The sequence below is a fragment of the Solibacillus sp. FSL W7-1464 genome (assembly GCF_038004425.1).
Taxonomy (GTDB): domain Bacteria; phylum Bacillota; class Bacilli; order Bacillales_A; family Planococcaceae; genus Solibacillus.
This window is the reverse complement of sequence record NZ_JBBORC010000001.1, coordinates 893,486-918,666: the sequence shown is the minus strand read 5'-3', so window position 1 is coordinate 918,666 and position 25,181 is coordinate 893,486. Positions and strand designations below refer to the sequence as shown.

At 39.5% G+C, this 25,181-nt stretch carries 28 protein-coding genes; 5 read left to right on the top strand and 23 right to left on the bottom strand.

Features of this window, described 5'->3' with window-relative positions; genetic code table 11:
• Nucleotides 1-62 precede the first annotated feature (62 nt).
• From bshC to MKZ25_RS04310, 9 genes are all read right to left on the bottom strand, one after another.
• Nucleotides 63-1,679: a bacillithiol biosynthesis cysteine-adding enzyme BshC gene (gene bshC / locus MKZ25_RS04350; protein ID WP_340800319.1), complete on the bottom strand. Its 1,617-nt coding sequence runs from the start codon at nt 1,677-1,679 to the stop codon at nt 63-65.
• A 153-nt stretch (nt 1,680-1,832) separates the two neighbouring features.
• Nucleotides 1,833-2,228, bottom strand: a complete 396-nt coding sequence (locus tag MKZ25_RS04345) for a DUF3397 domain-containing protein (protein ID WP_340800318.1) — start codon at nt 2,226-2,228, stop codon at nt 1,833-1,835.
• Nucleotides 2,225-3,118 (bottom strand): ketopantoate reductase family protein, encoded by an 894-nt coding sequence (locus tag MKZ25_RS04340; RefSeq protein ID WP_340800317.1) that lies wholly within the window; start codon nt 3,116-3,118, stop codon nt 2,225-2,227. The genes MKZ25_RS04345 and MKZ25_RS04340 overlap by 4 nt, the downstream gene beginning before the upstream one ends.
• A gap of 69 nt (nt 3,119-3,187) precedes the next feature.
• Nucleotides 3,188-4,726, bottom strand: coding sequence for an acyl-CoA carboxylase subunit beta (locus MKZ25_RS04335; RefSeq protein ID WP_340800316.1), 1,539 nt, complete (start codon nt 4,724-4,726; stop codon nt 3,188-3,190).
• Nucleotides 4,727-4,743: 17 nt separating this feature from the next.
• On the bottom strand, nt 4,744-4,956 hold the full coding sequence (locus MKZ25_RS04330) for an acetyl-CoA carboxylase biotin carboxyl carrier protein subunit (protein WP_340800315.1): 213 nt from the start codon (nt 4,954-4,956) through the stop codon (nt 4,744-4,746).
• Nucleotides 4,957-5,090: 134 nt separating this feature from the next.
• On the bottom strand, nt 5,091-5,477 hold the full coding sequence (locus MKZ25_RS04325; protein WP_339175443.1) for a transcriptional regulator: 387 nt from the start codon (nt 5,475-5,477) through the stop codon (nt 5,091-5,093).
• 239 nt (nt 5,478-5,716) lie between these two features.
• A complete protein-coding gene (locus MKZ25_RS04320; RefSeq protein ID WP_340800314.1) occupies nt 5,717-6,481 on the bottom strand; it encodes an enoyl-CoA hydratase/isomerase family protein in 765 nt (254 codons plus the stop codon).
• A gap of 155 nt (nt 6,482-6,636) precedes the next feature.
• Nucleotides 6,637-6,810, bottom strand: coding sequence for a 50S ribosomal protein L32 (gene rpmF / locus MKZ25_RS04315; protein ID WP_008403415.1), 174 nt, complete (start codon nt 6,808-6,810; stop codon nt 6,637-6,639).
• 23 nt (nt 6,811-6,833) lie between these two features.
• Nucleotides 6,834-7,367, bottom strand: a complete 534-nt coding sequence (locus MKZ25_RS04310; protein ID WP_340800313.1) for a YceD family protein — start codon at nt 7,365-7,367, stop codon at nt 6,834-6,836.
• A gap of 184 nt (nt 7,368-7,551) precedes the next feature.
• On the opposite strand from MKZ25_RS04310, the gene MKZ25_RS04305 reads away from it, so the two are divergent.
• Nucleotides 7,552-8,760, top strand: a complete 1,209-nt coding sequence (locus MKZ25_RS04305; protein ID WP_340800312.1) for a nucleotidyltransferase — start codon at nt 7,552-7,554, stop codon at nt 8,758-8,760.
• On the opposite strand, the gene MKZ25_RS04300 is transcribed toward MKZ25_RS04305, so the two are convergent.
• Nucleotides 8,757-9,806, bottom strand: a complete 1,050-nt coding sequence (locus MKZ25_RS04300; protein WP_340800310.1) for a SepM family pheromone-processing serine protease — start codon at nt 9,804-9,806, stop codon at nt 8,757-8,759. The two genes, MKZ25_RS04305 and MKZ25_RS04300, sit on opposite strands and share 4 nt — an antisense overlap.
• 211 nt (nt 9,807-10,017) lie before the next feature.
• Between MKZ25_RS04300 and MKZ25_RS04295 the strand changes: the two genes are divergently transcribed.
• A complete protein-coding gene (locus MKZ25_RS04295; protein ID WP_340800308.1) occupies nt 10,018-10,896 on the top strand; it encodes a hypothetical protein in 879 nt (292 codons plus the stop codon).
• A gap of 190 nt (nt 10,897-11,086) precedes the next feature.
• Here the strand turns inward: MKZ25_RS04295 and coaD are convergent, their stop codons facing one another.
• Genes coaD through MKZ25_RS04280 form a run of 3 tightly spaced genes read right to left on the bottom strand, consistent with a single transcriptional unit; the run spans nt 11,087 to nt 13,591 of the window.
• Nucleotides 11,087-11,572, bottom strand: coding sequence for a pantetheine-phosphate adenylyltransferase (coaD, locus tag MKZ25_RS04290; protein WP_340800307.1), 486 nt, complete (start codon nt 11,570-11,572; stop codon nt 11,087-11,089).
• Nucleotides 11,569-12,141 (bottom strand): 16S rRNA (guanine(966)-N(2))-methyltransferase RsmD, encoded by a 573-nt coding sequence (rsmD, locus tag MKZ25_RS04285; RefSeq protein ID WP_340802972.1) that lies wholly within the window; start codon nt 12,139-12,141, stop codon nt 11,569-11,571. Before rsmD ends, coaD begins: the two co-directional genes overlap by 4 nt.
• A gap of 40 nt (nt 12,142-12,181) precedes the next feature.
• Nucleotides 12,182-13,591 (bottom strand): RNA polymerase II, encoded by a 1,410-nt coding sequence (locus tag MKZ25_RS04280; protein WP_340800305.1) that lies wholly within the window; start codon nt 13,589-13,591, stop codon nt 12,182-12,184.
• A gap of 54 nt (nt 13,592-13,645) precedes the next feature.
• Between MKZ25_RS04280 and MKZ25_RS04275 the strand changes: the two genes are divergently transcribed.
• Complete coding sequence (locus MKZ25_RS04275) at nt 13,646-14,035, top strand: DUF7147 family protein (protein ID WP_340800303.1); 390 nt, start codon at nt 13,646-13,648, stop codon at nt 14,033-14,035.
• Between the two features lie 7 nt (nt 14,036-14,042).
• On the opposite strand, the gene MKZ25_RS04270 is transcribed toward MKZ25_RS04275, so the two are convergent.
• Nucleotides 14,043-14,315 (bottom strand): YlbG family protein, encoded by a 273-nt coding sequence (locus MKZ25_RS04270; RefSeq protein WP_008403430.1) that lies wholly within the window; start codon nt 14,313-14,315, stop codon nt 14,043-14,045.
• A gap of 274 nt (nt 14,316-14,589) precedes the next feature.
• Here MKZ25_RS04270 and MKZ25_RS04265 point away from each other — a divergent pair, with 274 nt between their 5' ends.
• The gene (locus MKZ25_RS04265; protein ID WP_340800302.1) at nt 14,590-15,498 is read left to right on the top strand and encodes a glycerophosphodiester phosphodiesterase family protein; all 909 of its coding nucleotides are present in this window, start codon (nt 14,590-14,592) and stop codon (nt 15,496-15,498) included.
• Nucleotides 15,499-15,538: 40 nt separating this feature from the next.
• Here MKZ25_RS04265 and MKZ25_RS04260 read toward each other — a convergent pair whose 3' ends face one another.
• The 3 genes from MKZ25_RS04260 to MKZ25_RS04250 are packed head-to-tail and all read right to left on the bottom strand — an operon-like array spanning nt 15,539 to nt 18,643.
• Nucleotides 15,539-15,985 (bottom strand): YlbF family regulator, encoded by a 447-nt coding sequence (locus MKZ25_RS04260; RefSeq protein ID WP_340800300.1) that lies wholly within the window; start codon nt 15,983-15,985, stop codon nt 15,539-15,541.
• 49 nt (nt 15,986-16,034) lie between these two features.
• On the bottom strand, nt 16,035-17,534 hold the full coding sequence (locus MKZ25_RS04255) for a UDP-N-acetylmuramoyl-L-alanyl-D-glutamate--2,6-diaminopimelate ligase (protein WP_340800299.1): 1,500 nt from the start codon (nt 17,532-17,534) through the stop codon (nt 16,035-16,037).
• Nucleotides 17,535-17,593: 59 nt separating this feature from the next.
• The gene (locus MKZ25_RS04250) at nt 17,594-18,643 is read right to left on the bottom strand and encodes a CAP domain-containing protein (RefSeq protein WP_340800298.1); all 1,050 of its coding nucleotides are present in this window, start codon (nt 18,641-18,643) and stop codon (nt 17,594-17,596) included.
• A gap of 149 nt (nt 18,644-18,792) precedes the next feature.
• On the opposite strand from MKZ25_RS04250, the gene MKZ25_RS04245 reads away from it, so the two are divergent.
• Nucleotides 18,793-19,149 (top strand): YugN family protein, encoded by a 357-nt coding sequence (locus MKZ25_RS04245; RefSeq protein ID WP_008403436.1) that lies wholly within the window; start codon nt 18,793-18,795, stop codon nt 19,147-19,149.
• 84 nt (nt 19,150-19,233) lie between these two features.
• On the opposite strand, the gene MKZ25_RS04240 is transcribed toward MKZ25_RS04245, so the two are convergent.
• From MKZ25_RS04240 to coxB, 6 genes are all read right to left on the bottom strand, one after another.
• Entirely contained in the window at nt 19,234-19,695 is a 462-nt protein-coding gene (locus MKZ25_RS04240; protein WP_340800296.1) for a DUF420 domain-containing protein, read from the bottom strand.
• An 86-nt stretch (nt 19,696-19,781) separates the two neighbouring features.
• On the bottom strand, nt 19,782-20,693 hold the full coding sequence (gene ctaG / locus MKZ25_RS04235; RefSeq protein ID WP_340800295.1) for a cytochrome c oxidase assembly factor CtaG: 912 nt from the start codon (nt 20,691-20,693) through the stop codon (nt 19,782-19,784).
• A gap of 283 nt (nt 20,694-20,976) precedes the next feature.
• Complete coding sequence (locus MKZ25_RS04230; protein ID WP_008403439.1) at nt 20,977-21,321, bottom strand: cytochrome C oxidase subunit IV family protein; 345 nt, start codon at nt 21,319-21,321, stop codon at nt 20,977-20,979.
• Nucleotides 21,322-21,948, bottom strand: coding sequence for a cytochrome (ubi)quinol oxidase subunit III (locus tag MKZ25_RS04225; RefSeq protein WP_340800293.1), 627 nt, complete (start codon nt 21,946-21,948; stop codon nt 21,322-21,324). It abuts the gene before it with no gap.
• The gene (locus tag MKZ25_RS04220; protein ID WP_340800292.1) at nt 21,948-23,888 is read right to left on the bottom strand and encodes a cytochrome c oxidase subunit I; all 1,941 of its coding nucleotides are present in this window, start codon (nt 23,886-23,888) and stop codon (nt 21,948-21,950) included. Before MKZ25_RS04220 ends, MKZ25_RS04225 begins: the two co-directional genes overlap by 1 nt.
• Before the next feature lie 39 nt (nt 23,889-23,927).
• Nucleotides 23,928-24,998: a cytochrome c oxidase subunit II gene (gene coxB / locus MKZ25_RS04215; protein WP_340800291.1), complete on the bottom strand. Its 1,071-nt coding sequence runs from the start codon at nt 24,996-24,998 to the stop codon at nt 23,928-23,930.
• Between the last annotated feature and the right edge of the window lie 183 nt (nt 24,999-25,181).

Here is a 25,181-nt window from a genome sequence, read left to right as displayed (position 1 = left end):
CATACGTTCGGTGCTAAAAGACACAAAAAAGAGTTATCTGCGTGTGAGATAACTCTTGTTTTTTATAAGGTAATAAGTTGGTGTTTCATGGAAATACTCATAGGTAACTCCAATAAATCATCAATCAAATTTTCCCCGTAGGTATTTAGAAATAAATATGGATTATATAAGCGCTCTTGGTAACTATCATTCGGATATAATAGTGACTGAATCGTTTTAAATTGACGAATTGCGACCTCATGCTTTTCTATATTTTGCTGCTCCAGTTTTGAACGTAAATAGTGGAATTGGCGTTCATGGTAATTTTTATTTTTCTCCAACAAGTCTTCAACATGATAGTTGCCATGCTGAAGATAGCTCGTCAGTTGCTCATACTGCTCTTCCATCTGCTTTTGCATCTGCTCTATTGCACGCGTCACTTGCTCATCTTTCACACTTTCCACAAATTGCGCTAAATGTTCATCGACCTTACCAGTCAGCACATCCGTTACAGACAGCTCTTTCTGTTCCAATAATGCATCGACTTGACGGGTAACAAGCGTTATGCTGAGCCTTGGCGCAAATATCGGCATTTGCAGCTGCAACACATCAAATGCAGGCTTTAATGTAGCCCAGTAAGCCAGTTCCCCAGGACCTCCAACAAAAGCTAATACCGGAAGTGCCATTTCCTGCATCAATGGTCGGGTAACGACATTATTGCTTAAACTTTCGGGAGACTCATTCGCAATAATTACTAATTCTTCTTTCGAAAAATTTGCATTGGCTGATCCATTTTTAAAAGAGCCGCCACTTCGCTCAAGGAGAAAACGTTCCCCTTCTTTAATGTAAAACAAATTCGCATTTTGCTCTGAAGCATCAATCGGCATTGGGTAGCCTTTCTCGCCAAGCTTTCTTTCCTGCTCTACAACACCTGTTGCAATCGATTCATTCTTTTCGATCAATTGGACAAAATAGTCTTTTTCATATTGTCTAAACGGCCCATACGTTGCATCCAGCATTAATAAGCCGTGCTTTTTAAATAAATCATTCATCAGCAACGAAAAGAAATCGGTAAATGTTTCACTATTTTCCGCATGATTTAAAACATTCTTCAATAAGTCTGCTGTATATTCTGTTTCGCCAAAATCTTTAAATACATTCAGAATAAACTGTTGTAGTGCTTCCTTATTCAATTCTGTAGTTGAAGCCATTTTCTTCAGCTTAGAACGTTCGCTGTAACCACGTTTTTTCACTTCGCCATTTGTCATTGTATACGTATGATTGATCTCTTCTATATCGTGATCTTCACCCGCAATCCAAAACATCGGTACGACCGGTACTTTTAATATTTTTCGTTGTTGTTCCGCCAGCAGAATTACCGTAATCGCTTTATGGACAGAATAGAGAGGTCCTGTCAGCAAACCAGCTTGCTGACCACCTACCACGACTACCGCCCCTTGCTCAAGTTCATCTAAATGACGAGCCGTTTTTTCCGAAATGCCATACCGCTCCATATAACTTCGAATAATTTGCGTCAGCTCTTTTGAACGATACGTACGATTTTTTAAATACGTCAATCGTTGATCAAAAGCTCCCTCATTATACTTATATTCAAAAAACGAATGGATATCAGCATGCTCCGACCAATAGTCCGCTAACAGCTTATTCGTTACTGGTGAATTTATTTGTTCTAGCTCCATGAAAATTCTCCTCTACTTCTCTTTACTCAATTTCGAAATTACCTTATTCACTGATTTTCCCCGCATTAACGGGTAGTAAGACTCCCCAATGATCGAAGCCTAACTTTATGTTTTCCCGGATACTAGTTTACAGTAAAAGAAAAGTTTAGCCACCTAATCAACCATCATAAACATCATAACTGAATGGGTAATTCCGACAATCCAAATTATAAAATAAGTGATGCTGAACAATAAAAAGTAAAACCGCCAAATCTTTTTCAATAAAGGCTTTACTTCCATTTCTTTTTTCGTTCGCCAATCAACATATGTAAAAACAATCGCGATTACGAGTGCACCAATAAGCATCGGCATTAATATACCAATATTCCATAGTCCTTGTAACGCAATCGGTATCGAAAAAAACATAAGAAATGTTGTAATATCCGCTGCCAAGCCAATCGCTTTATGTTTTTTTATCCGCAGCTTACGGCATATGAGCAGCACAGTGATAAAAGCAATAATCGGGCATACAATAATTGTTGCCACCAAATATTGAAAAAATAATATCACATTTGTTCACCGCTCTCTTCAAATGCTTTCACTAAATAATATAGCGTTTGCAAAACAGGCAATTCCTTCCCATTTTGTTCTGCTTTTTTCAAAATTGCTCCTGCAATTGTATCAATCTCCGTTTTGCGTTTTGCAAGACGATCCGCCAGCATAGACGATGTATTTTCCGCTGTCCTTTCACAAAGCGCTACGACTTGTTCAAATGAGAACGTTTCTTTAAATTGCGGAAATGCAGCCATAAGTTCGTTATATAAATTTTTCAATAATTGCAATGTATGGCTCTGTGTAATAAGCTGCCCGTTTTTTACTTGCAGAATCGCGGTTAGCGGATTGATAAAGCAATTCAGCAGCGCTTTTTCCATCAGCATGGTTTCGGCATCATATTCAAATACAATCGGCAGTTCGGACAAAGAAAGTTCGTTCAGGAAATGAAACTTGCCGCGATCTCCCTTTGCTACAGCAACCTTCATCACACCTTCCCCTCTATGGGCGACATGATACTGCGACAGTTTAAGAGCCCCGAATTGAATCGAACTAAATGCAATATGGGCTTTACTTAATGAAAGTGCTTCCTCATAATGTGCCAAACCATTTTGCAGAAATAATAATGGAATAGATTCTTTTACATGCTTCATACTTGCATACACTTCATGTAGTTGTCCATATTTTACAGCTACAATGACTAAATTGGCTTCATTCGACAGCGCCGAAATATATTTCACATTGACGGAAGTAACAGATTGATTCACATTTGTCCTAGTAATCTGCATGTCCCTGCTTATAGTTTCCCCAGTCTGTTTCCCGACAATGTACACATCCATATCCTTTTCAGCAAAATAGCTTGCTACTAATAAACCAACTGCGCCTGCACCAATGATTTCAATTCGCATTTTATTATACCTCAAATTTATTTCGAATTAAAAAGGTCTGCCTTCAAGACAGACCTTTAGGTAAATTTATTATACTGGATATACCGGATGTTTTCGATATGGTAAAACAATTTGTTTCGAATTATAGTAATTAAAGCGTTGAATTAATGTATGTCGTAATTGATTTGGTGCAACAATATCATCAATTACCATTTCGGAAGCCAGTCTATATAAATCGATTTCTTCCTTGTACTCTGCGATTTTTTGTTTCACAAACTGAATTCGCTCTTTCGGATCTTCAATCGCCTCGATTTTATTTGAATAAACAGCATTTACCGCCGCTTCCGGACCCATTACCGCTATTTGGGCAGTCGGCAATGCAATGACTGCATCCGGTTCAAATGCCGGTCCGCACATCGCATAAAGACCAGCTCCATAAGCTTTACGTACGATAACCGAAATTTTAGGCACCGTCGCCGAACTCATCGCCGATATAAATTTTGCTCCATGTCGAATAATCCCCGCCTTTTCCACTTTTGTGCCGATCATAAAGCCCGGTACATCCGCTAAGAATAACAGCGGAATGGAGAACGCATCACAAAGCGTAATAAACTTCGCCGCTTTGTCGGCAGAGTCGATAAACAATACGCCGCCTTTTACTTTCGGCTGATTGGCGATAATTCCTACAACTTGCCCATCAATGCGGGCAAGCCCTGTGATCAGTTCAGATGCAAAGAGCTTTTTAATTTCAAAAAAGCTGCCTTCATCTATCAGCTGTTCGATACATTCATACATATCGAATGGCGCATTCTGATTCTCCGGAATAATCTCTTCCAGTGTTCTTCCGTTTACCGGTTCCTTCGTTTCATCTATTGGCGGAAATTCCGCGAAGTTTGCAGGGAAATAACTGATATAGCGTCTCGCTTCACGGATTGCCTGTTCTTCATTTTCAGCCAATACATCCCCACAACCGCTGACGGTACAGTGCATACGCGCTCCGCCCATTTCCTCAAGCGAAACCTTTTCACCGATTACTTTTTCAGCCATCCTCGGTGATCCTAAGTACATTGAAGCATTTCCGTCCACCATAATAACGATGTCACAAAAGGCCGGTATATAGGCACCTCCTGCAGCTGATGGACCGAATAAAATACATATTTGAGGAATCATCCCGCTCATACGTACCTGATTATGGAAAATACGACCTGCCCCTCGTCGCCCCGGGAACATTTCCAGCTGATCTGTAATGCGTGCCCCTGCAGAATCGACTAAGTAAAGCATCGGTACTTGCATCTTTTCCGCAGTCTCCTGAATACGGATAATTTTTTCAACTGTTCGCGAACCCCATGACCCGGCTTTGATAGTAGAGTCATTTGCCATAACACAAACTGTTTGCCCGTCAATTTGCCCGATAGCTGTTACAACGCCATCTGCAGGCAAATCTCCGGCTTCATAGTTTGCAAAACGTGCATCTTCTTCATAAACTCCATCATCAAACAGTAGTTTCAAGCGATCCCGGACAAACAGTTTATTCGACTCTTTTAATTTTTCGTGATATTTTGGTTGCCCGCCTGCGTATATTTGTTCTATTTTTTGCTGTAAGTGTTCGTTATAAGTAGGCTGTGTCATTATCGTTCCTCCATCACTTAAGCTAATTCTACTAAAATATCATTCTCTTCAACGAAATCTCCTTCAGCAACAGTAATTTTTGCTACTGTCCCATCCGCTTCCGCCTCATGCGGGATTTCCATTTTCATCGATTCCAAAATGATGAGTGTTTGCCCTTTTGTCACATTGTCCCCTTCTTTAACGCTTACCTCGAATACTGTCCCTGCCATCTGTGCTTTTACTTCCGCCATGCAAAAGGCCCCCTTGTTAGAAGATATTTGCGCTACTTGCGCTATGTTTCTACTTCTATTGTAAGTAGCCTTAAAATTAATTACAATTATTTTCTCGAAAAATTATTTTATTTCTATTTGTAACCGGTATTTCTCTAACTCGGTTTCCCTTTTGTTAATGCGACCCCTTGTTGTAACCACTTTGTAATTTTGTCGTATTCTGATTGCAGTTCCGAATATTTCATTTCTAGTTCGTTATATGCTTCTGTCAACTCTTCAAAACTAGATAACGCCAATTTTAAGTGACTGCGCATCAACTGCTTCGGTCGCTTTCTGACACTATTCAAAACCTGTCCATACTGTGCCCGCAATGTTTTATTCCAGCGAAAGCCGCAAGCTTGCTTCGTCCGGTTTAACTCCTGTGCTGCCTGCTCAAAAGCTTCTAGTTGTGTACGTCCGTTTTGAACTGTCTGAATCACAATTTCAGCTAACTTTTCATCGTCTGCAATTGTCCACTGATCTTTCCTTCTTTTTTGCTCCACAGTTGCACCACCTCATATTTTTTACTACTATATGCCATGATGAACAAAATAGACTTAAAAACAAAAAAAGTTACGATAAAAATAGTTTTCATCGTAACTAGGTGAAGTTGATTTCTATTGCGGGTCGGAGGCCAACACGATGTTGGCCATGAATGCGTTGTCACAGGACGTGACGATCTTAGCATTCGCTCCACCCCAACCAACAATCTTAAAATATAGCCAGGCAATCTGTTAACGAGTTATTTTTTCTTCTCGAGAAAGTTCTGTACTGCCTTGTGATGAGCTTCGGATTCCCACAGCTTGGCACATAATTTTATTTCATCCATCACACGGTCGTACATATTGCGCTCACGCCATTTTCTTAATTCAATCTCTTTATACGCCTGGTGGACAGAAGGATGGATTTTCGCCATATGCTCGATGAAATCTGCTAGAGCCTGCTCTTTCGTCCCTTCAATATACACACGCATCGCCCATCCGATCTCATATAACGTTTGCGCGTCATACGGCTTGGCGTCGACCAGCATTTTTAATGCACGGTCATGGCGCAGGCCCCGCTCAAATAAATAAGTTCCGCCACCCCAACCGGACGTAATCGCCAGTGTCCCTTGGATGAAGCCGGCTTTTGCATGTGAAGACATCAGCCGGAAGTCACAAGCCGTCGCAATTTCACAACCTCCGCCTACAGCCGTTCCATTAATTAATGCAATTGTCGGTACGGGCAATGTCGCTAAATCATATAAAATATGCCCCATTTTACTCAGCATGCCAAATGCCTCTTCTTCTGTTTCCAGACTATGAAACTCCGACAAGTCCCCGCCCGAGCAAAATGACTTTTCCCCTGCACCTGTAATAACTAAAAAGCGCACATCATCATGTTCTTTTATGTACGTAATTACTTCCTTTAAACCATCCATCACCGCATAGTTTATGGCATTTCGTTTTTCTTCGCGATTAATTGTAAATGTTAGAATCCCATCTTCATTCTGAATTAAATAATCCACTTCCCCATCCCCTTTAGTAATTATTTCAATATATCAAACTATTCTAATAATAGTTGAGCGCTATTGTTTTGACAATGCTTCTATGTAAAAACAGAAAAAAGACTAGTTAAGAGCCATGGTCTCTTAACTAGTCTTTATATAGCGTAAATACTGAATTATTTCGCTACTACTTCTTTACCTTTGTATTGTCCGCAAGCTTTGCAAACACGGTGAGATAGTTTAGCTTCTCCACAGTTTGGGCAAGCTACCATACCAGGTACAGATAATTTGAAATGCGTACGACGCTTTCTTTTTGCAGTTTTAGAAGTTCTTCTAAATGGTACAGCCATTGATGGCACCTCCTTACAGATATTTATTCATCTGTTTGATCAAAATACTTAGCTAAAGCAGCCAGTCTTGGATCCAATTTTGGTTCGTCAACTTCCTTAGCTTTTTCTACATCTTCATCCGTTGAATAGTCCCAGCCTTTACCGCCATGCACTTGTCCTTCGGTATTCTCTTTGAATACTTGCATCGGTACTTCCAGAAGAATTAATTCTTCCAGGACTGGTTTCATATCAACAACGTCACCATCAACATAATGGATATCGCCCTCAACATTCCCGCGATTTCTCTCATCGGTCCAGCTGAAAACTTCTACCGTTTCAATGTTCACAGGATATTCAACATCTTCCCACGTGCGTGCACATGGAAGCGTCAATGTAGTGCTAATCGTTAATTGACAAGTCATTTGCGATGCACCAAAAGTACAAAGCCCTTTTACATGAACGGGTGAAACGTTACGTATATCGGTGTTACGATTTTTTACTTCATCCAACTGAACTACTGTATCAATCGGCATTCCGTCTTTTCGAAACTTTGATAATTGATGAATTGACCATTTCATTCGTTAATCACCTCGAGACAACACTGTTTATTATATAGCCCATAAAAAAAGATGTCAAGATAATTTCTTGTCACTATTACAAAACGTGCTTATAATCAAATTAATTCTAACATATCGCAAAGATACATTCATTTCGAACGCATTGATGCGAACAAAAAACTATTTTAGCGTAAGGGGGAAGTTTATGCAAGCCGTCGGTATAATTGTTGAATATAATCCGTTCCATAATGGCCATCTGCATCACGTAAACGAAGCAAAACGCACAACGAACAGTGATGTTGCGGTTGCTGTTATGAGCGGTCAATTTTTACAGCGGGGAGAACCGGCTCTCGTCGACAAATGGCATCGGACAAAAATGGCACTCGCAAGCGGAGTTGACGTCGTAATCGAACTTCCTTATATTTTCAGTACCGCTCAGGCAACTGGTTTTGCTTCAGGTGCTGTACAACTATTGGAAGCAATGCAGTGCACGACATTGGCATTCGGGAGCGAACAAGGAAGCATCACGCCGTTTCTCAACACATTTCAATTAATCGATAGCAATCGTACGCTCTATAACTCCATCATTAAAGAAACAATTCAGCAAGGCAAAAGCTATCCGCAAGCACTTTTTACGGCATATGAACAGCTTAAACAACTTTCCCCGAATGCATACATTGATTTAGGGCAACCAAATAATATATTAGGCTTTCATTACGTAGAAGCAACAGAGCAGTTTCAGACCGTTATGAAACCTGCTACCATTCAGCGAATAGCGGCAGGATATCACGATGCAATTGATACAAGCAGCGAAATTGCCAGTGCTACAGGGATTCGTCAGGCGTTGTTTAACGGTCAGTCACTAGAACAGGTAACACAGTATTTACCAGAAGCAAGTATTGAGCAACTTGTACAATGGCACGCAGAACATGGGCGTTTTGCAAGCTGGGAAAGCTTTTGGCCATTATTGCAGTATGCGATACTAAGACATACCCCACAGCAACTGAAACAGTATGCAGACGTATCAGAAGGGCTTGAAAACTCACTCATCAAATATGCAAGAATGAGTTCGGACTTTGCGGAATTTATGAATGCTTTAAAATCGAAGCGTTACACATGGACAAGACTTCAGCGAATGCTGACGCATATTTATACAGGGGTCACGAAAGAACAGTTACATGCCTATACAAGCCCTACATATATTCGGATATTGGGCATGACATCAGCAGGTCAGCAATATATTTCAAGTATTAAAAAGTCCCTTTCACTGCCGCTCATCAGCCGAGTTGCAGCTGTCAGCGATCCAATATTGTCGATTGATCTGCATGCGACCCAGATGTACCAATTAGGCATTCAGCAATTTTCAAATAAAAAAATAGACGAAGATTATAAAACTCCGCCTATTCGCTATTAATTTTTCGGTTGTAGTTGTTTTAAATAATTCAGGGCATCATCGATTGTTTTGACAGGAATGACTTTCATATCGGAATTAATCGCTTTTGCTGTTTGGGCAGCCACCTCATAATTCGAAGTAATGCTTGGGTTGTACTCAAGCATTTCTTCTGTTATTTCATCATCAGGCGCAAAGAAAATATCGACACCTTCTTTATCTGCAGAAACGACTTTTTTCTCAATACCGCCAATTCGGCCTACCGTTCCATCCTCCAGCATTTCACCGGTACCTGCAATTTCATAGCCTTTTGTTAAATCTTCATCGACTAACTGATTCAGCAGCTCCAATGTAAACATTAATCCGGCAGACGGCCCCCCAATATCTTCTGTTTTGACAGTCACTTTCGGATCGGTCTTGATCGATTTACTTTCAGAATAGGTGATCCCGATACCGAAACGTCCTTCAGAACCTGGAATTTCCTTAATCTTCAACGTTTCATCAATAAGCTTTCCATCACGTTTCACAACTAAATTAATCGTATCTCCCTTAACTTTCGGTGCAATGAGCGTACGGAACGTTTCCAAACTGTCAATACGTTCACTATCCACTTCAACAATTTCATCTCCCGGCGTTAAATGTCCGTCTGCAGCACCTTCTGCTAGTACATTCAATACATAGAGTCCTTTATAGGTCACCTGATAATCAAGACCAGCTCGATTGAACGCTACATATGTTGCATTAAACTGGGAGTCCGTCATATATTTCAATTGACGAACATTATACTCTTCGTCATCCTCTTCCTCTTGGCGTACATCTTTTAATTTTACAATATCATAATAATCCGCGAAGGATGCCATCGCATAAGTTAACGGAGTTGCCTGCCCCATTGCAACGGTCGTCATATAAAACGAGCCTTCATCGTCTTGATCCCCATTTTGAATCGCCAGAAATTCGCTTACATTATATGTACCACCCGGTTTTGTAATATAATATTCCAATCTATAGAAAGACAAACCCATTAATATCACTAAAAACAGGCCAAATGCTATTTTCCCTTTATTCCCCATCATTTAAACTCCTCTATAATTAATCGATTTCGCATTGGCATCAGTGGATCAGGACTGATTTTTGTTATTTACCAACAAATAATAAGACGGTTTCATGTCAAAATTCGTTCCCGAAAAATTGCATGCCGATTAGTTGATATACTAATTTAAACATCAATTGCATACAATTAGTGTAGCATTTGAACGAGCGAATGACAAAATATTGAAAAGGATGAAAAATATTTGGACAATCCTTTTATGTATAACATTAATTAGTTTATTATTATTTTTTCCGGAAATGACACATGTAGGCGCAGACATTGGTGTATCGCTATTTATGGAAGCTTTATTTCCATATTTACTGCCGTATTTAGTATTGACGACATGGCTTTTAAAATTGACGCATTCTTATAACAATTCGCCCTTTATCGTTTTTTTGCAAACTTACGGAATTAGTGCAATCGGGGGGTATCCTACAGGTGCTGCTACAATTACGCAACTCGTGAAACGTAATTCGATCACAAAGCAGCAGGCTGCCTATTTGCTTGGTATTTGCCATTGTCCAAGCCCGCTTTTTTTATTCGGCTTTGTCGGAAGCGATTTATTAAATTCTACAACATTCAGCTGGCAATATTTAATTTTATTACATAGCTTTTCATTCATTTTATTGATTGCCGTATATAAATTTTCTCCACCGCTTTCAAAAGAAGTGCATAAAGCACCTAAAGACCCGACACCTTTTACGTCCAGCATTAAGGAAAGTGCTCCTACAATATTAATTGTAGCAACAACAATCATTTTTTTTACAACGATTTACCAAGTGTTTCTACATAGTGTCGAAGTTGTTTTCAAATCAATTCCTACCTATTTAGAAATTGGAATTGCCAGCTTTCTTGAAGTGACGAACGGGTTACATCTGCTTCACCAGCAACTGTATGGCGACATGCTCATATTTTTAACGGTTGTATTCTTGACGACCCAAAGCTTAAGTATTCACCTGCAAGTAATCGTAATTGCCCGCTCAGCCAATATTGCGATTCGTCCGTATATTTTCACACGCGCTGTTTACAGCATCGTCATTCCAATATTATTTTTCCTGCTGTTTTTATAGAAAAAGTTTTTTAATAAAGTCCGTTGATTTCCGTTGCGGGCGGACGCTTTCCGCGGGAGTCTGCCGCCCTCCATTCCAATCAACTCCGGTTTTTTATAGGGTGTGTTATGCAACTATATATTCCACAATAATAATGCGAATACCAAAAAAGCTTCTGTGTAAGGGCGTTATCCTTCACAGAAGCTCTTCTTTATTTGGCAAATTTTTCGTTTAGTGCCTGTTCAACGTGAGCTGGTACGAGTTCGCTTACTTTTCCGCCGTACTTGGCTACTTCTTTGACGATACTTGAACTTAAAAATGAATACTGATTTTTTGACATGATGAAAAATGTTTCAATATTTTCATCAAGTACTCGGTTCATTGAAGTAATCTGCATTTCATATTCAAAGTCGGAAACGGCGCGTAAACCACGTACGATGGCTTTCGCTTTCTTTTCACGGGCATAATCGATCAGTAATCCCGAAGAAGTTTCGATTCGAATATTCGGTAAATCTTTTGTTGCTTCGTTAATTAGGGCTGAGCGTTCTTCAATTGAAAACAATGGTTTTTTTGCTGAGTTATTTAAAACTGCCACATATACTGTGTCAAAAACATCGGCTGCCCGACGAATGATGTCAATATGACCATTCGTAATCGGATCAAAGCTTCCGGGTACTACTGCGATTTTTTCTGTCAAACGATTTCTCCCTCTTCCTCTACATGACGATAAATAGAAATGATCGTACTGCCGTATTCTTCTTGTCTTACTAAGTTAAAGCGGCCGTAGTTTTTCGGCAATGTAACTTCTGTTGAATGTTCGCACATAATGATGGCATCTTGCGCCAACTTCCCGCCTTCAACAAGTGTTTCGACTAAATCATAATATTCTTTTTTGTGATAGGGCGGATCCAAAAATAAATAGTCAATGACAATATCTCTTTTTAATAAAGCCTTCACCGCTCGCATCGCATCGGTACGGAAAAGTTCAGAAACATCCTCATAACGGCATTTTTTTATATTTTCCTGAAGCACTTGGAAAGCACGGGCATCTTTCTCGATAAACAGCGCATGATCTGCCCCGCGGCTCAGTGTTTCGATACCTAGCCCGCCACTTCCGGCAAATAAATCAACCGCCAATCCGCCATTAAAGAATGGTCCGATCATATTGAAAATGGATTCTTTGACTTTATCTGTTGTCGGTCGTGTTGTATTTCCTGTAATCGCCTTTAAAGGCATCCCTTTTCTGTCTCCTGCAACAACGCGCATAATTTCCACCAAACTTTCCTACTAAAATCGTGTCCTTTTTTTAAGGAGCCGAAATATTGATTCGGTCTTCCGTTTTTTCAATTTCAACTATAAACAAACGCTGTAACCACGATTCCTCTATGAAATATTGGCCGGCAACTTGTTTGATCGGTAAAGATACCGCGTCATACCGGCGCTGATTAAATACATAAAAACCGGGTTCATTCGGGAATCTGAACTCGCGTGTTTCACTAACTGCATAATAACCATGTTCACCTATACTTACATCATACCCGATTGTTTCAAGCAGCAAATCTGCTCCGTACAATACTTCCCCATCTTTTAGTACGACTTGAACGGCAGGCTGCTTTTCGGAATTGACATACAGATTACGCGGGTCATTGAATAAAAACGGATAGGACTTTTCTGATTGTGCATTCAACGATATATATTTTGTAGAAGCTCCCAATACTTCAGACAGCTCCTCGTCCAGTAGTTCCCCGCTGATACTTTTGCCTTCCAATGCACGTAAACGTTCTCGCCACTCCGTCAGTTGCTCATCCGTTAATTGGGCCGTAACTGTTGCAGCGACTTCTTTTGTTTTCTCACCGCCAAATACAGTACCCGTTAAAAAGGATGCCATTAATTCTTTCAGCCAATACGGACTGTCACCAAAATCATAGAGAGCATCAAGTTGTGTAATCAGGACATTTTGCTGCACTTTTGCCACTGTTGCATTCGGTACAAAAAGCATGCGGAACCCGTCGGCATCATCTAAATTCGTGCCGTTAATGATTGCAAGATGTTCATTGCTTATAAAGTTGACTTTTTCAAGCTTTTCATAAAATGCTGCCTTTAATGGGGTTCCTGAATAAATCGAGACAACGCCCATTTCATTTTGCAGCGCAAATTCACCATCTTGCCAAAACAGATCTTTCACCGGGCCTTCCCCACTAAACATTGAATAGTTGACAAGTGATAAATTTTGCTCACCGATTAACGGCAAACCTGTTACCCACTGACCTTTCACGTCTTTATCTGTGGAAATATGTACCGTAGAAAACTGGACATCGCCGTTTTTTAACGTCGCCAAAACATTTTTCATAAGCTTACGAGACTGTAAGCCGTTTTTTAATGGAATGACATAGGAAATCGATTGTGCCTGCGTTTCCCCGGCTTCAAATTTTGTGGAGTCTTCGCTCAAGCGTGCACAGCTATGTTCATTTTCTATAAAACAATCTGGATTAATGGAAGCTTTAGGCCATTCAATCATCAGTTCTTCTTTCGGTAAATTTTTGAAATGCTGGCGAATATCCAAGCTTTCGCCACGGTATACAATTTCAATTTCCTGAGAATAACGATAGCCTTTTTCTGTTGAGTCCACTTCATCCGAATAAACTTGGAACTGCATAAAAAGTATAGTTCCGATTAGTATCGTTAAAAATGAAAAAATACTAACGGCAATTTTCAAGTGCCTGACCTCCTGCATCATGTTACTATTATAAAGAAAGGATGTGCTAAAAAAATGATTCAACAATTTATCGAACTCGGTCAAGGCTATGGCGATATATATGAGCTTTGCGAACTGGTCAAAACAAATGAGCATCGATTCCATAACGCATTTATTTTCACTGCAACTCATGATGGCAATTCAGTCGCTTCATTAGCCGTGGCTTTTAAACCATCAGGTGAAAGCAAATTCATGCCAATATATATTTGCCGCGAAGGGATTCCGTATAGCGAGGAAAAACTGTCAAAGCGAATTGAGATATTTAAACAAACGGTTCAAGATGTTAAGCAGCAAGAAAACATTCTTGAAATTAAACACTCATCTGTTTTTTCGGAAAAAAATCAATATTATCAATACCTAATTGGGATTTTGAGATTAAACCGTTACATACCACCGATGCAGTAAGAACAAATTATAATCCGATTTTGTAATCGTATTCTTTTGCCTTATCCGGCTTCGCATTTTCAAATTCATTTTTAACAAATGGACGGTATGATTCAACAACGTCTTTCACAAATGGAAGGCGTTGTATTTTATTTTTCAATGTTTCGATTTCGTCTCGATTACAATAAATCACAACATATTTTAATCTCCTGGAGATGAAATTTACGTGACCATATTTCCTTAACGACTTCGCATGTTTTAATTGATGAACATATATAATTAAACCTTGTCTTTCATTCATGGAAAACTCCCCGTTTCTTCAAAAAAATTTATATTCAGCTAATACATGCAACAATTCACTTTAAATTCCTTCAGTTTCAAGCCGTCTTTTTCACTAAAAGCATACCAAATGTGCAAATTGTTAGCAACAGAGTTTAGACAGTTACACTTCTTTTCCGTTATAATGGAAAATAGTAGAGTGAGATATGCACTTCATACTATTTCAAGCTTTTTAAACTCATTTATTGCACATAGCTTTCAACGAAACAATGTACGGTTAGAGGAGGACGAATTTAATGGGTAAGAAAACTAAAGTAGCTTTAGCAATCGCGGCGGCTAGTGCGGCGGCATGGGCAGGAACAAAAGCGATTTCAAAGCCGCAAAAGCGTGAATCAAAAGAAGCATTACAATTTGAACGTCCAATTATTATCGCACAACATGGAGGCGCGGGTCTGGCACCTGAACATTCGTTACTTGCATTTGAACGAGCAGCGGAAATCGGTGTGGATGGCTTTACAGTAAGTGTCCGCCTTTCAAAAGATGAAGAAATTATCGCTTTTCATGATGCAACGGTAGACCGCACAACAAATGGCTCTGGCTTTATCAAAGATTTTACATTTGAACAATTAAAAGAACTCAATATCGGCTATAACTTTGAAGATTTAGAAGGTGCTTTCCCTTACAGAGAACAGCATATACTGGCCGTGACATTACGCCAATTAATCGAAACTTATCCAGATAAACTATTTATCGTAAACATTCAAGATAGCCCGGACACATATGAAGGCAGCTTAATGCCTTCTAAACTATGGCGCTTAATCGAAGAATTGAATATTCAATACCAAGTAATCGTTACAAGTCCTTACAGCGAACAAATCGACCGCTTCAATCTTTATGCACAAAACCGCATCGCTCTCGGTGCAGGTGAAGGCGATATAAAAAAAGCGATGACTTCATTTACAAGTCAATTCGGTCATCTGTATCATCCAAAGGTAGACTTGTTCATCGTCCCATTAAAACAAGGGGTTTTCAATTATGATTCTCCGCGCTTTGTTAAGTTTTTATCAGAACTTAATGTACCGACGATCTACAGCGACATTGATGATCTCGTAACAATGAACCGTGTCATCCGACAAGGGGCAATGGGTATCGTAACAAACCGTCCGGATATCGCAGAAGTACTCATCCAAAAGGTCTCGCAATAACAATAAAAGCTCCCGAAAATTTCGGGAGCTTTTTGTTTTATTACGCTGAACAAGAACAACCGCCGCCTGTACCGCATCCGCTGCCGCAGGAAGAACTGCTCGCAAAAAACGGATTGCTTACCGGAACTTTTACAGCTTCCGAAACGGAATGGCCGATAAGCAGGCTGATTTCATCAAGCAGATCCTGAAAATCATTTTCCGCCACCTTCAGTGCCGCAATTTGTTCATTCATATCGATCAGACGCTTTTCTGTTCGAATTTTTTTCATAATTATATTGTAATCAGGATGATATTTGCCAAAGCGTTGTACATCCTCATATTGGTCTTTTAATCGTTGAAAGGCCATAATTTGTGCGCTTAATTCCGCATCCTCGTAGACTGCCTTTTTCGCAAGACGAAGTTTTTCGGCTTGTTCAGAGGAAAGGATCATCGCATTTAATTCATCGACCTCGTCTAAAATAAAAACCCAATCAGAAGTCATGAGCATTTTTTTATTCCTCCAATCTCACTTTATCATAACAGAATTGAAGGGAAAATCAATGATTGTTCAACCGACGCTTTTCCAATTGTCTTACCATTTCCCGAACAAATACTAAATCGGAAAAATATTTTTGTTTGTCTCCAATTTGCTGTGTTTTTTCATGACCTTTTCCTAGCAGCACGATTGTATCGCCTTCTTCCGCATAATTAAGTGCATGCTCAATCGCTTCTTTTCGGTTGAGACATTCGATATACTCCTGTGTAGAAGAAAAGCCTTCACGTATCTGCTTATTGATTTGCTGCGGGCTTTCATTGCGCGCATTGTCTGTCGTTAAAATAATATAATCCGCATAAATCGATGCGATCATTCCCATTTTAGGCCGTTTGGCTTTGTCTCGGTTACCCCCGCAACTGAACATGACAATCAACCGGCGCTTCGTATGTTTTTTCAGTGTCTGCAAAATCATTTTCATGGCATCCGGTGTATGGGCATAATCGACGATGATCGATAAGCCTAACTGGTTTTTCACATGTTCAAACCGACCTTCCGGCAACTCTAGATTTCCTATTGTATTGCATATGTCACTTAACGGAAAATCAAGCTGTGCAACACAGCTAACTGCTGCAAGGACATTGCTGCATTGATAGTCTCCCACCAACGGGATATTCACTATATGCTTCTCTTTTTTATGCTGAATACAGCAAGTCGTTGATGCCGGTCCATCAACCAGCGTTTGGAAAAAGTAATCGACATGGCTTCCCTTGCCGAAAAAAATCCGTTTGCCTTTTGTCGCCAAACCGATGGAACGACAGACACTGTCATCACTGTTTATAATATTCTTTTTAGCCAAGGTCGATAAAATCTGTTTGGATAGTTTATAGCGTTCGAAACTGCCATGATCTTCAATATGGTCTTCTGTCACATTCAAAAAAATTCCGATATCGATATCACAATGATCCAGGCGGTGCTTTTCTAGACCAATGGATGAAGCTTCCAGCACAACGTATGGTACATCAAGACGGATTGCTTCCTTAAATAAAAATTGTATGTTTTTCGCCTGTAAAGTTGTCAATGCTTCCATTTCCGGATAACATTTTTCACGGTCGATAAAAACACCATTCGTACCGATTACCATAACGCGCTTATCCAACCGGTTTAAAATTTGTCCGATAAAATGCGTAACAGTTGTTTTGCCGTTTGTTCCAGTTACCCCGATAACGGTTAATGCCTCTGCGGGGAAATTATAAATTTTTGCACTTGCATAGGCGATAAAACTTAAACAGTTCGGTACCCAAATAATCGGTACAGGTAAATCCGCTTCATTAAAGTAATTTTCATCATCTACTATAATTGCTGCTGCGCCCTTTTCCAAAGCGCTATCAATATACGAAATACCGCTCGACTTATTTCCTTTCCTGGCAATAAAAGCATCTCCAGGCAAAATAAGATTCGCATCGTCTTCCACTCTTCTTATTTCCACTCTAATGGAGCCCTTCATAGTGCACGGCCAATCTTTAATCAATTCTCCAATTTGCACGGTTTCACTCCTTACCATACTTTATGAAGACAAAAAAAAAACGCTACATTTCGCAGCGTTTAATTTTCAATTTATTTTTATTTTTGCTTTACATACAGTTGTGTATAGTAATTCATAAAAGCTCCAGAACCGATATGCGTAAATTCCTCATCCATAAGCAATGTCCTGTGTTCTTTCGAGTTTATCCAGCCATGAATAACCTCAATGGCATCTTTATAATTAGTTGCCACATTGACTCCATGCCGCTCATAATTCTGCTGTCCTTCATTCAACTGTTCTTCAATCTTATATTCATTATCTGTCACTTGAGAATCCATCATTCCCAAAAACATATGTTCACTATTATAATCCGCCAATGAAGCGAGCGTATCTGAAGGAAGTAAAGACGGCAATTCATATTGCATCCGTAAGGAATTTGCCAAATCCGTCAATTGTCTCCTGTTGGCCAAATTAATATCAATTTGCATATAGCTTGACGGTGTACTTGCTTCATAAAGCTCCCCTATAAACTGCATCTCATACGGCTTATGTAAAACAAGCGTTTCCCCATCCAGAAAACGGACACTGTAAAGCTGATTCGTTTCATGATCTATGTATAATTGCGCATATAGATTATCGTATTTCACTAAAATGCGATCATGTAAATCTTGTTCATTCATTGCAAATATATAAATATTATCAGCGAGTTCGACCGTTATTTCCTGCCCCAGCACTGTCGTACGATAAATATCATCCAAAGGCTCTCCGATTACAAAAGGTTCAATATCGAATTTATTATTATTTGTATAAATCTGATTTACACGATCTTCCTTTATACTGACCATTATCAGTCCAGTATCAGTATCATAGATCCACCATTCATACCCGTATTCCGATGGATCGATTCGCTTCGGAGTACTATATGTTTCCAATACTTCCTTTGATGTTTTTCCAATTAATGTGGAAATACCTGTAGCTGGTCGCGGAAGGTACTGTTCAGTTGGTAGGGAAGGTTCCAGTTCGATTACCGGTTTCGTAATGCTCGGTGGGCCTTCCAATAATTCGGTTTGAGAGGACTCTTCATTTGAATAATAAACGACAATCCCGATACAAGTTGCAATAATCAATATGCGAAATAAAACTTTCATTAAAATCCTCCAACACTTTTTTCAGTTAGTATAATTATACCAATTTTGGACTCTATGACACAATGTTGTCATTGCATCAATTACCATTTTGTTCTATTATTAGAATTGACCGTAAACTTATGTACGATAGGCAAAGGGAGGATATAGAAATGTATTTTGAAAACACACAACTCGAACATGTTAAAGTTGATCAAGAAGTTTTAACGACAGTAATGGGCAAATTCGGTTTAGAATGCCACGGTGCATGGGACTATGACCGTATGACATTTGACCGTTGCTATGATGTACGTGAAGGTCGTTTCTATTTACGTGTTTTTTGTAATGCAGTATCTGGTGATGTAGGTGCACATAATGCAACTTTAAACATCAACAAACCTGCAATTGGAAAATACTATTATCCACACGGTGTTGAATACACAGATGAAGTATTCCCGGGACATCTTGTAAAAGAATGTGAAAAAGTACTGGCAGATGTTCGCAGAGAGCTTTCAGCATACGGTATTTAATCCCTTTAAAAGCTGGCAATCCAACCCAGCTTTTTTTATTTGCCAAAAAAGCTCCCTATATCAAAGTATAGGAAGCCTTCAAATTTAAAATCCTAAAATTGCTTTAAAAACAGACGTTGTTTCGCCGCCCTCATAAATAATGTAAAGCAGTGAATACACAATAACCCCGGTAATCGCTACGAAGAACCAAATTATACTTGTAATCGCACCAATTTTGCGGTGTAATTTCAGCTTGGATTTAAGTCCTGAAATTATACTTGTCAAACCGAATACCGCCCCAACTGTCGCCAATGTTATATGGAAAACTAAAAAGACTGTGTAATATATTTTCAGCTCATCCGGTCCACCAAAGGCTGTATTACCAATGAAGACAGTACGTGATACATAAATGATAAAGAATGCCAGTGCCGATACACCCGCTGCCAACATTACTTTTCTATGTGCTTCCACATTTCTCTTTGCAATCAATACCCATCCAATTGCTACGAGCACTGCACTAAGGACAATAAACGTCGTGCTTATAGTGGGTAATATAGGTAAATTCATTTTAAAATCTCCATTCTTACTTAATCTATCAAGATGAACAACATTACTATGTTGATTGCTCCAATTGTTCACAGTTTAACATCTTATTAGTACTGCGTTCTATTTTGAAACTCTTTTAAAGCATTATCTGTAATTTCCTGCTGATTTGAACGCTCTGTATTCCACCACTTACGGAAAATTTTAAATAAAATAACCCCAAATATAATTTCCTGGATGATTTTCATCAAAACGCCGCCAACTTGCTGATCGCTCAATAAATCCATACTTGAGAACAGCTCGGGACCGGATAAAGTAAGTCCGGACAACGTTGAAGAAGGGACACATAATTCCATCGCCTTCAGCCACATGTCACCATCACTGTATGTACCGTACATTGGGCTCGAAGCAAATATAATAAGCGCACAGGCCGGTGTTATCAAAACTGCGTTCGAGGCAATATACGCCAATTTAGTCATATTCTTCATTTCATGCTGACCCTCAACATTATTCAATAATGGCCAGTACATAAAAATTGCAGAAATAAATAAAATTGCTGTATAAGCCAGATGGTATATTTCATTTAATTTAATCGTGTCAAATACGGATGGTAAATGGTAGACCGAAAACAAGCCGATAAAGAAGATGATAGAAACGAGCGGTTTTGTGAAAACAGCAAAAATTGTCCGCATAACCGGTGCTTCCACAACTACTTTCCAAACCCACCATGGAATTCCTTTTATAAAGAATATCGGCACTAATAATAATAAAAATGCCATTTGCGTCATATGCATCGTAAACATAATATGACCAAGCAAATCAATTGGAGATCCTTTAATAATATAAAAAGAAATAATCCCCAGTATAAAATAAGCCGCTTCACTATTCTTTAATGGTTCACTCACTTTAAACTTTTCACGCCATGTAACGGTCAGTAAAAAATAAAAAGCCGTTACGAGTAGTAAACACCCGAGTAAATATGGGCTCCATAATGCTTGAAAACCGAATATACTTATTGGCATATGACCATGCTCCTTTAAACATCAGTAGTTTTATTATAGATGGCAATTTCTCCAACTTCAATGAAAGAACTATGACAATTGCTTGAATCAAACATGTATTTTCTATACAGGTTAGTTTGTCCAATACTTAAAATGAAGCAGAGTCAACTTTCCCTTCTAAATAAGTGTGTTTAACTTAAAAAGTTTCCTTAATTTTTATGTACCTGAATCTATCTTACTTGCAACTGAGCTCGAAAACAAAAAACGTCCCCAGCATCTGCTAAGGACGTCATTTGTTATGCGATTAACCCCACCAAATAATTGTCGTAAACGCCAGGAAGAACGTGAACGCGATGAAGGCTGCACTCCAGATGAAGAACTCAATTACACCAACCATATGTGTCGTGCGATCTTCCAAGTGCATAAAAGCATAAAGTTGCAGCACTACTTGTACTCCAGCCAATAATAAAATAATCGGAATGATAAATGTTGGAGCAAAGTCAGCCAGTACAGCGGCAAATGCGATAAAAGTCAGGAAAATCATGATCGCAAAGTTTACTACTTGTTTACGCATATGCGCTTTGGCATGTTCTCGGTCATATTCGAATTGTGCCTGAGTACGTACTTCTACATGAGTTTCGTGTCCCATTTATCCAACCACTCCCATCAGATAGACTACCGTGAAAATGAATACCCAAACAACGTCAATGAAGTGCCAGTACAGTGAAGCTGCAAAGAACTTCGGTGCGTTGTATAAGTTCAACCCACGGCCACTATTGCGGATGATTAATCCTGTAATCCATACTAACCCGATAATTACATGCAGACCGTGCATCCCTACCAGCGTAAAGAACGCAGAAGAGAACGCCGATTGTGTATAACCAAACCCGATGTGTACATAGTGCTGGAATTCATAGATTTCCAATGCCAGGAAGCCCAGACCTAATAAAACTGTAATCCCCATCCATGTACGAACACCGGAATAGTTAAAGTTTCTCATATGGTACATCGCATATACAGATGTTAATGAAGATGTTAATAATAACATTGTCATCACAAACGCCAACGGTAATTCATAAAGTCCCTTTGCCGAAAATTCCATCCCTGCCGGACCGCTATCTTTAAGCGCGATATATGTAGCAAATACACTCGCGAATAATACTGTATCCGATGCCAGGAAAATCCAAAGTCCAACTAACTTGTTTTTCCCTTCTAAAGTAGCTTGTTCAGGGTGTTTCGGCCAAGTTTGTGGAGTAAATTTTTGATTAAGATCCATTACTTGATACCCCCTTTATTACCTGTTGCACGGTAGTGAGCTAAATCCGCTTCCACTTGTTCAATTTCCGGAACTGTCACATGGAATCCTAAATCGTCTTTAAACGAACGAATGATCATACATGCAATTGTTAATCCAAGACCACCGATCATCAATGCTAAAGAGATGGCAGGTGTTGTACCTGTAGCTGTACCAGCCTGAACTTGATCTCCCCATGGGCTGTATAGAGCACCAAATGCGGCAATCATCATTCCGATTGACATAATGAATGGCAATATTGAATTGTTTGGCATATGAATTTCACCTAATGGCTCAGCATAAACCATACCTTCTTTGTTGCCTTCTTCTTTTTCAATCCAATAAGGATCGTAACCACGAATAAGTGGTGTTTGTTTAAAGTTATAGAATGGCAGCGGTGTTTCAAGCGCCCACTCAAGTGAACGGCCATCGCCCCAGTAATCACGACGGTTAACCGGTTCAGATTTAATCGATAATATTGCATCGATTACTAATAATACTACCCCGATTCCCATCATAATAGCACCGATTGACGAGATAAAGTTGAATGCATCCCAACCTTGCCCTTCCATGTAAGTGAATACACGACGTGGCATACCCATTAATCCTAAGAAATGCTGGATGAAGAATGTTAAATGGAATCCGATAAAGAACATCCAGAAAGTAATCATTCCCAGTTTAGGATTTAATGCACGGTTAAACATAATCGGCCAGTAGAAATGCGCTGACCCGAATAATCCTGTAACGATACCACCTACGATTACGTAGTGGAAATGCGCAACGATAAAGTAGGAATCATGAAGCTGGTAGTCAAGTGGTGCAGTTGCCTGCATTACCCCTGTAACCCCTCCCGCAACGAATGACGGGATAAATCCAAGTGCATAAAGCATCGGAACCGTAACTTTAATCGAACCGCCCCAAATTGTCAGAATCCAGTTGAATACTTTCATCCCTGTCGGAACAGCGATCGCCATTGTTGCAACAGCGAAAATTGCGTTCGCAGTAGCACCTAAACCAACCGTGAACATGTGGTGGGCCCATACCATGAACCCTAGGAAACCGATTAAAATCGTAGCGAATACCATTGATGAGTATCCGAACAAACGCTTACGAGCGAAAACCGGAATAATTTCCGAGAATAAACCGAATGCCGGCAATACTAAAATGTATACTTCAGGGTGACCGAAAATCCAGAATAAGTGCTCCCAAATAATTGTATTACCACCCATTGTATGATCAAAGAAATTTGCCCCAAACATACGGTCAACTAACATTAAGAACAATCCGCCAGTAAGTGGAGGGAATGCGAATAAAATTAGTGAACTTGCTACTAAAGTTGTCCAAGTAAATAAAGGCATACGCATGAACGTCATACCCGGCGCACGCATCGTAATGATTGTTACGATGAAGTTAATACCTGAAATCAGCGTACCTGCACCCGAAATTTGCAGACCAAGAATATAGAAGTCAATACCATGGCCCGGTGAATATAAAGATAATGATGCATAAGAAGTCCAACCTGCATCAGGTGCCCCACCTAAAAAGAATGAAAGGTGAAGGAATACTGCACCAATAAAGAATAGCCAAAAACCTAATGAGTTTAAAAACGGGAATGCAACGTCACGTGCACCAATTTGAAGTGGTACGACCGCATTCATAAAGGCAAATATTATTGGTGTTGCTGCTAAGAATAGCATCGTTGTGCCGTGCATCGTTAATAGTTCGTTAAATAGGCCTGCAGAAATGAATGTACTTTCAGGGAACATTAATTGAATACGCATCAGTAACGCTTCAAAACCTGCAATTGCGAAGAACAGAGTACCGGCTGCTAAATACATGATTGCGATCTTTTTATGATCGACCGTTGTTAAATAGTCCCATACATGTGCTCCAAAGCCCTTTTTCTGTGTAACAGAGCTCACACCTTTAACCTCCTTCAATGTTTCTCTCTAATGTATAAATTACTTTTCAACTGATAACGACATTAAATATTCAGCAATTGCTTGCGCTTCTTCCCGAGTAACATCGTATTTACCTGTCATTGTGTTACCTGGTTTATACGGTTCAGGATCAAGAATCCATTCAGTCGTATTTTCTACTGTATGTTCCATGAAACCAGCAACACGGTTACGATCACCGAAAGTTGTTAAGTTAGGACCTAATCCATTTCCCGCAACTCCGGATACTGCATGACATCCCAAGCAGGAATTGGCGAACGTTGCTTCACCTAAATCAGACGACTCTTTATCCGCTGTAGCACCTTCAGTAGCCTGCATTGCTGTAACCCAAGCGTTAAACGCTTCCGGTTCAAGTGCTTTTACTTTAAAGTCCATTAAAGCATGTGAAGGACCACATAACTCAGCACATTTACCATAGAACACACCTTCACCATCGTTTAGCCCTGCTGATTCCCTATCAAACTGTAAATAGAATTTGTTGATACCATCAACGTTCGTATCCATTTTACCGCCAATAGCAGGAATCCAGAAAGAGTGCTTTACATCAGATGCGATTAAGTTGAAGTATACTTTTTCATCAGTAGGAACAACCAGTTCCTGTGCTGTAATAATTCCTTGGTTTGGATATTCAAATTCCCACCAGTATAACTTTGCCGTAACATTTACTGTAAGTGCAGTTTTGTTACCGCTCTCGTCTACCTCTTCCATTGCAGCGACATTCGAAAATTTATACGTATAGTGCAGTGTTGGAACAGCTAAGACTAATAGTAAAATGATTGGAATAACTGTCCAAATCACCTCTAACGTGTGGCTTCCTTCCACTTGCTTCGGCATATGGTCTTCGCCAACTTTTGAACGGCGGAATTTAAAGAAAGCAACTAAATAAATTGTCGATACGACAATTACGACTAAAGCCATAATAGCTATGGATAAATATAAGATGTTTAATTGCTCTTTTCCGACTTGACCAGATGGACGAAGCGTCGAGATATACTCTTCACCACATGCTGAAAGGAATACTGTCATTACTGTTAATAACGAGAATAAACGCCATTTTTTAAGCCCTTTCATCATAGCTTAATAAACCCCTCTTTCTTTGTTGTATTTTAATGTGTAACCAGGACTGCGGTTATGTCTATGTGAATTCTTGTACAGCGCAATACCGTACTTGAAAGAATTCCGATTTAATTAGCCGCCCACTAATTGCTGCTCCACTTTATTTTCAAATATTGATTAGTCTCCCGTTCTCCCAATCCA

Coding starts and splice junctions, on each gene's coding strand:
- MKZ25_RS04300 (WP_340800310.1), bottom strand. CDS start 9,806: ATGGGGAATAAAGGGAAAATAGCATTTGGCCTGTTTTTAGTGATATTA.
- MKZ25_RS04255 (WP_340800299.1), bottom strand. CDS start 17,534: ATGGTAAGGAGTGAAACCGTGCAAATTGGAGAATTGATTAAAGATTGG.
- MKZ25_RS04260 (WP_340800300.1), bottom strand. CDS start 15,985: ATGCTCATGACTTCTGATTGGGTTTTTATTTTAGACGAGGTCGATGAA.
- MKZ25_RS04240 (WP_340800296.1), bottom strand. CDS start 19,695: ATGAATTTACCTATATTACCCACTATAAGCACGACGTTTATTGTCCTT.
- MKZ25_RS04310 (WP_340800313.1), bottom strand. CDS start 7,367: ATGAAATGGTCAATTCATCAATTATCAAAGTTTCGAAAAGACGGAATG.
- ctaG (WP_340800295.1), bottom strand. CDS start 20,693: ATGCCAATAAGTATATTCGGTTTTCAAGCATTATGGAGCCCATATTTA.
- coxB (WP_340800291.1), bottom strand. CDS start 24,998: ATGATGAAAGGGCTTAAAAAATGGCGTTTATTCTCGTTATTAACAGTA.
- MKZ25_RS04270 (WP_008403430.1), bottom strand. CDS start 14,315: ATGAATGAAAGACAAGGTTTAATTATATATGTTCATCAATTAAAACAT.
- MKZ25_RS04335 (WP_340800316.1), bottom strand. CDS start 4,726: ATGACACAGCCTACTTATAACGAACACTTACAGCAAAAAATAGAACAA.
- MKZ25_RS04340 (WP_340800317.1), bottom strand. CDS start 3,118: ATGCGAATTGAAATCATTGGTGCAGGCGCAGTTGGTTTATTAGTAGCA.
- MKZ25_RS04230 (WP_008403439.1), bottom strand. CDS start 21,321: ATGGGACACGAAACTCATGTAGAAGTACGTACTCAGGCACAATTCGAA.
- MKZ25_RS04295 (WP_340800308.1), top strand. CDS start 10,018: ATGAAAAATATTTGGACAATCCTTTTATGTATAACATTAATTAGTTTA.
- MKZ25_RS04275 (WP_340800303.1), top strand. CDS start 13,646: ATGATTCAACAATTTATCGAACTCGGTCAAGGCTATGGCGATATATAT.
- bshC (WP_340800319.1), bottom strand. CDS start 1,679: ATGGAGCTAGAACAAATAAATTCACCAGTAACGAATAAGCTGTTAGCG.
- MKZ25_RS04305 (WP_340800312.1), top strand. CDS start 7,552: ATGCAAGCCGTCGGTATAATTGTTGAATATAATCCGTTCCATAATGGC.
- MKZ25_RS04245 (WP_008403436.1), top strand. CDS start 18,793: ATGTATTTTGAAAACACACAACTCGAACATGTTAAAGTTGATCAAGAA.
- MKZ25_RS04250 (WP_340800298.1), bottom strand. CDS start 18,643: ATGAAAGTTTTATTTCGCATATTGATTATTGCAACTTGTATCGGGATT.
- MKZ25_RS04225 (WP_340800293.1), bottom strand. CDS start 21,948: ATGGATCTTAATCAAAAATTTACTCCACAAACTTGGCCGAAACACCCT.
- rsmD (WP_340802972.1), bottom strand. CDS start 12,141: ATGCGCGTTGTTGCAGGAGACAGAAAAGGGATGCCTTTAAAGGCGATT.
- MKZ25_RS04265 (WP_340800302.1), top strand. CDS start 14,590: ATGGGTAAGAAAACTAAAGTAGCTTTAGCAATCGCGGCGGCTAGTGCG.
- rpmF (WP_008403415.1), bottom strand. CDS start 6,810: ATGGCTGTACCATTTAGAAGAACTTCTAAAACTGCAAAAAGAAAGCGT.
- MKZ25_RS04330 (WP_340800315.1), bottom strand. CDS start 4,956: ATGGCGGAAGTAAAAGCACAGATGGCAGGGACAGTATTCGAGGTAAGC.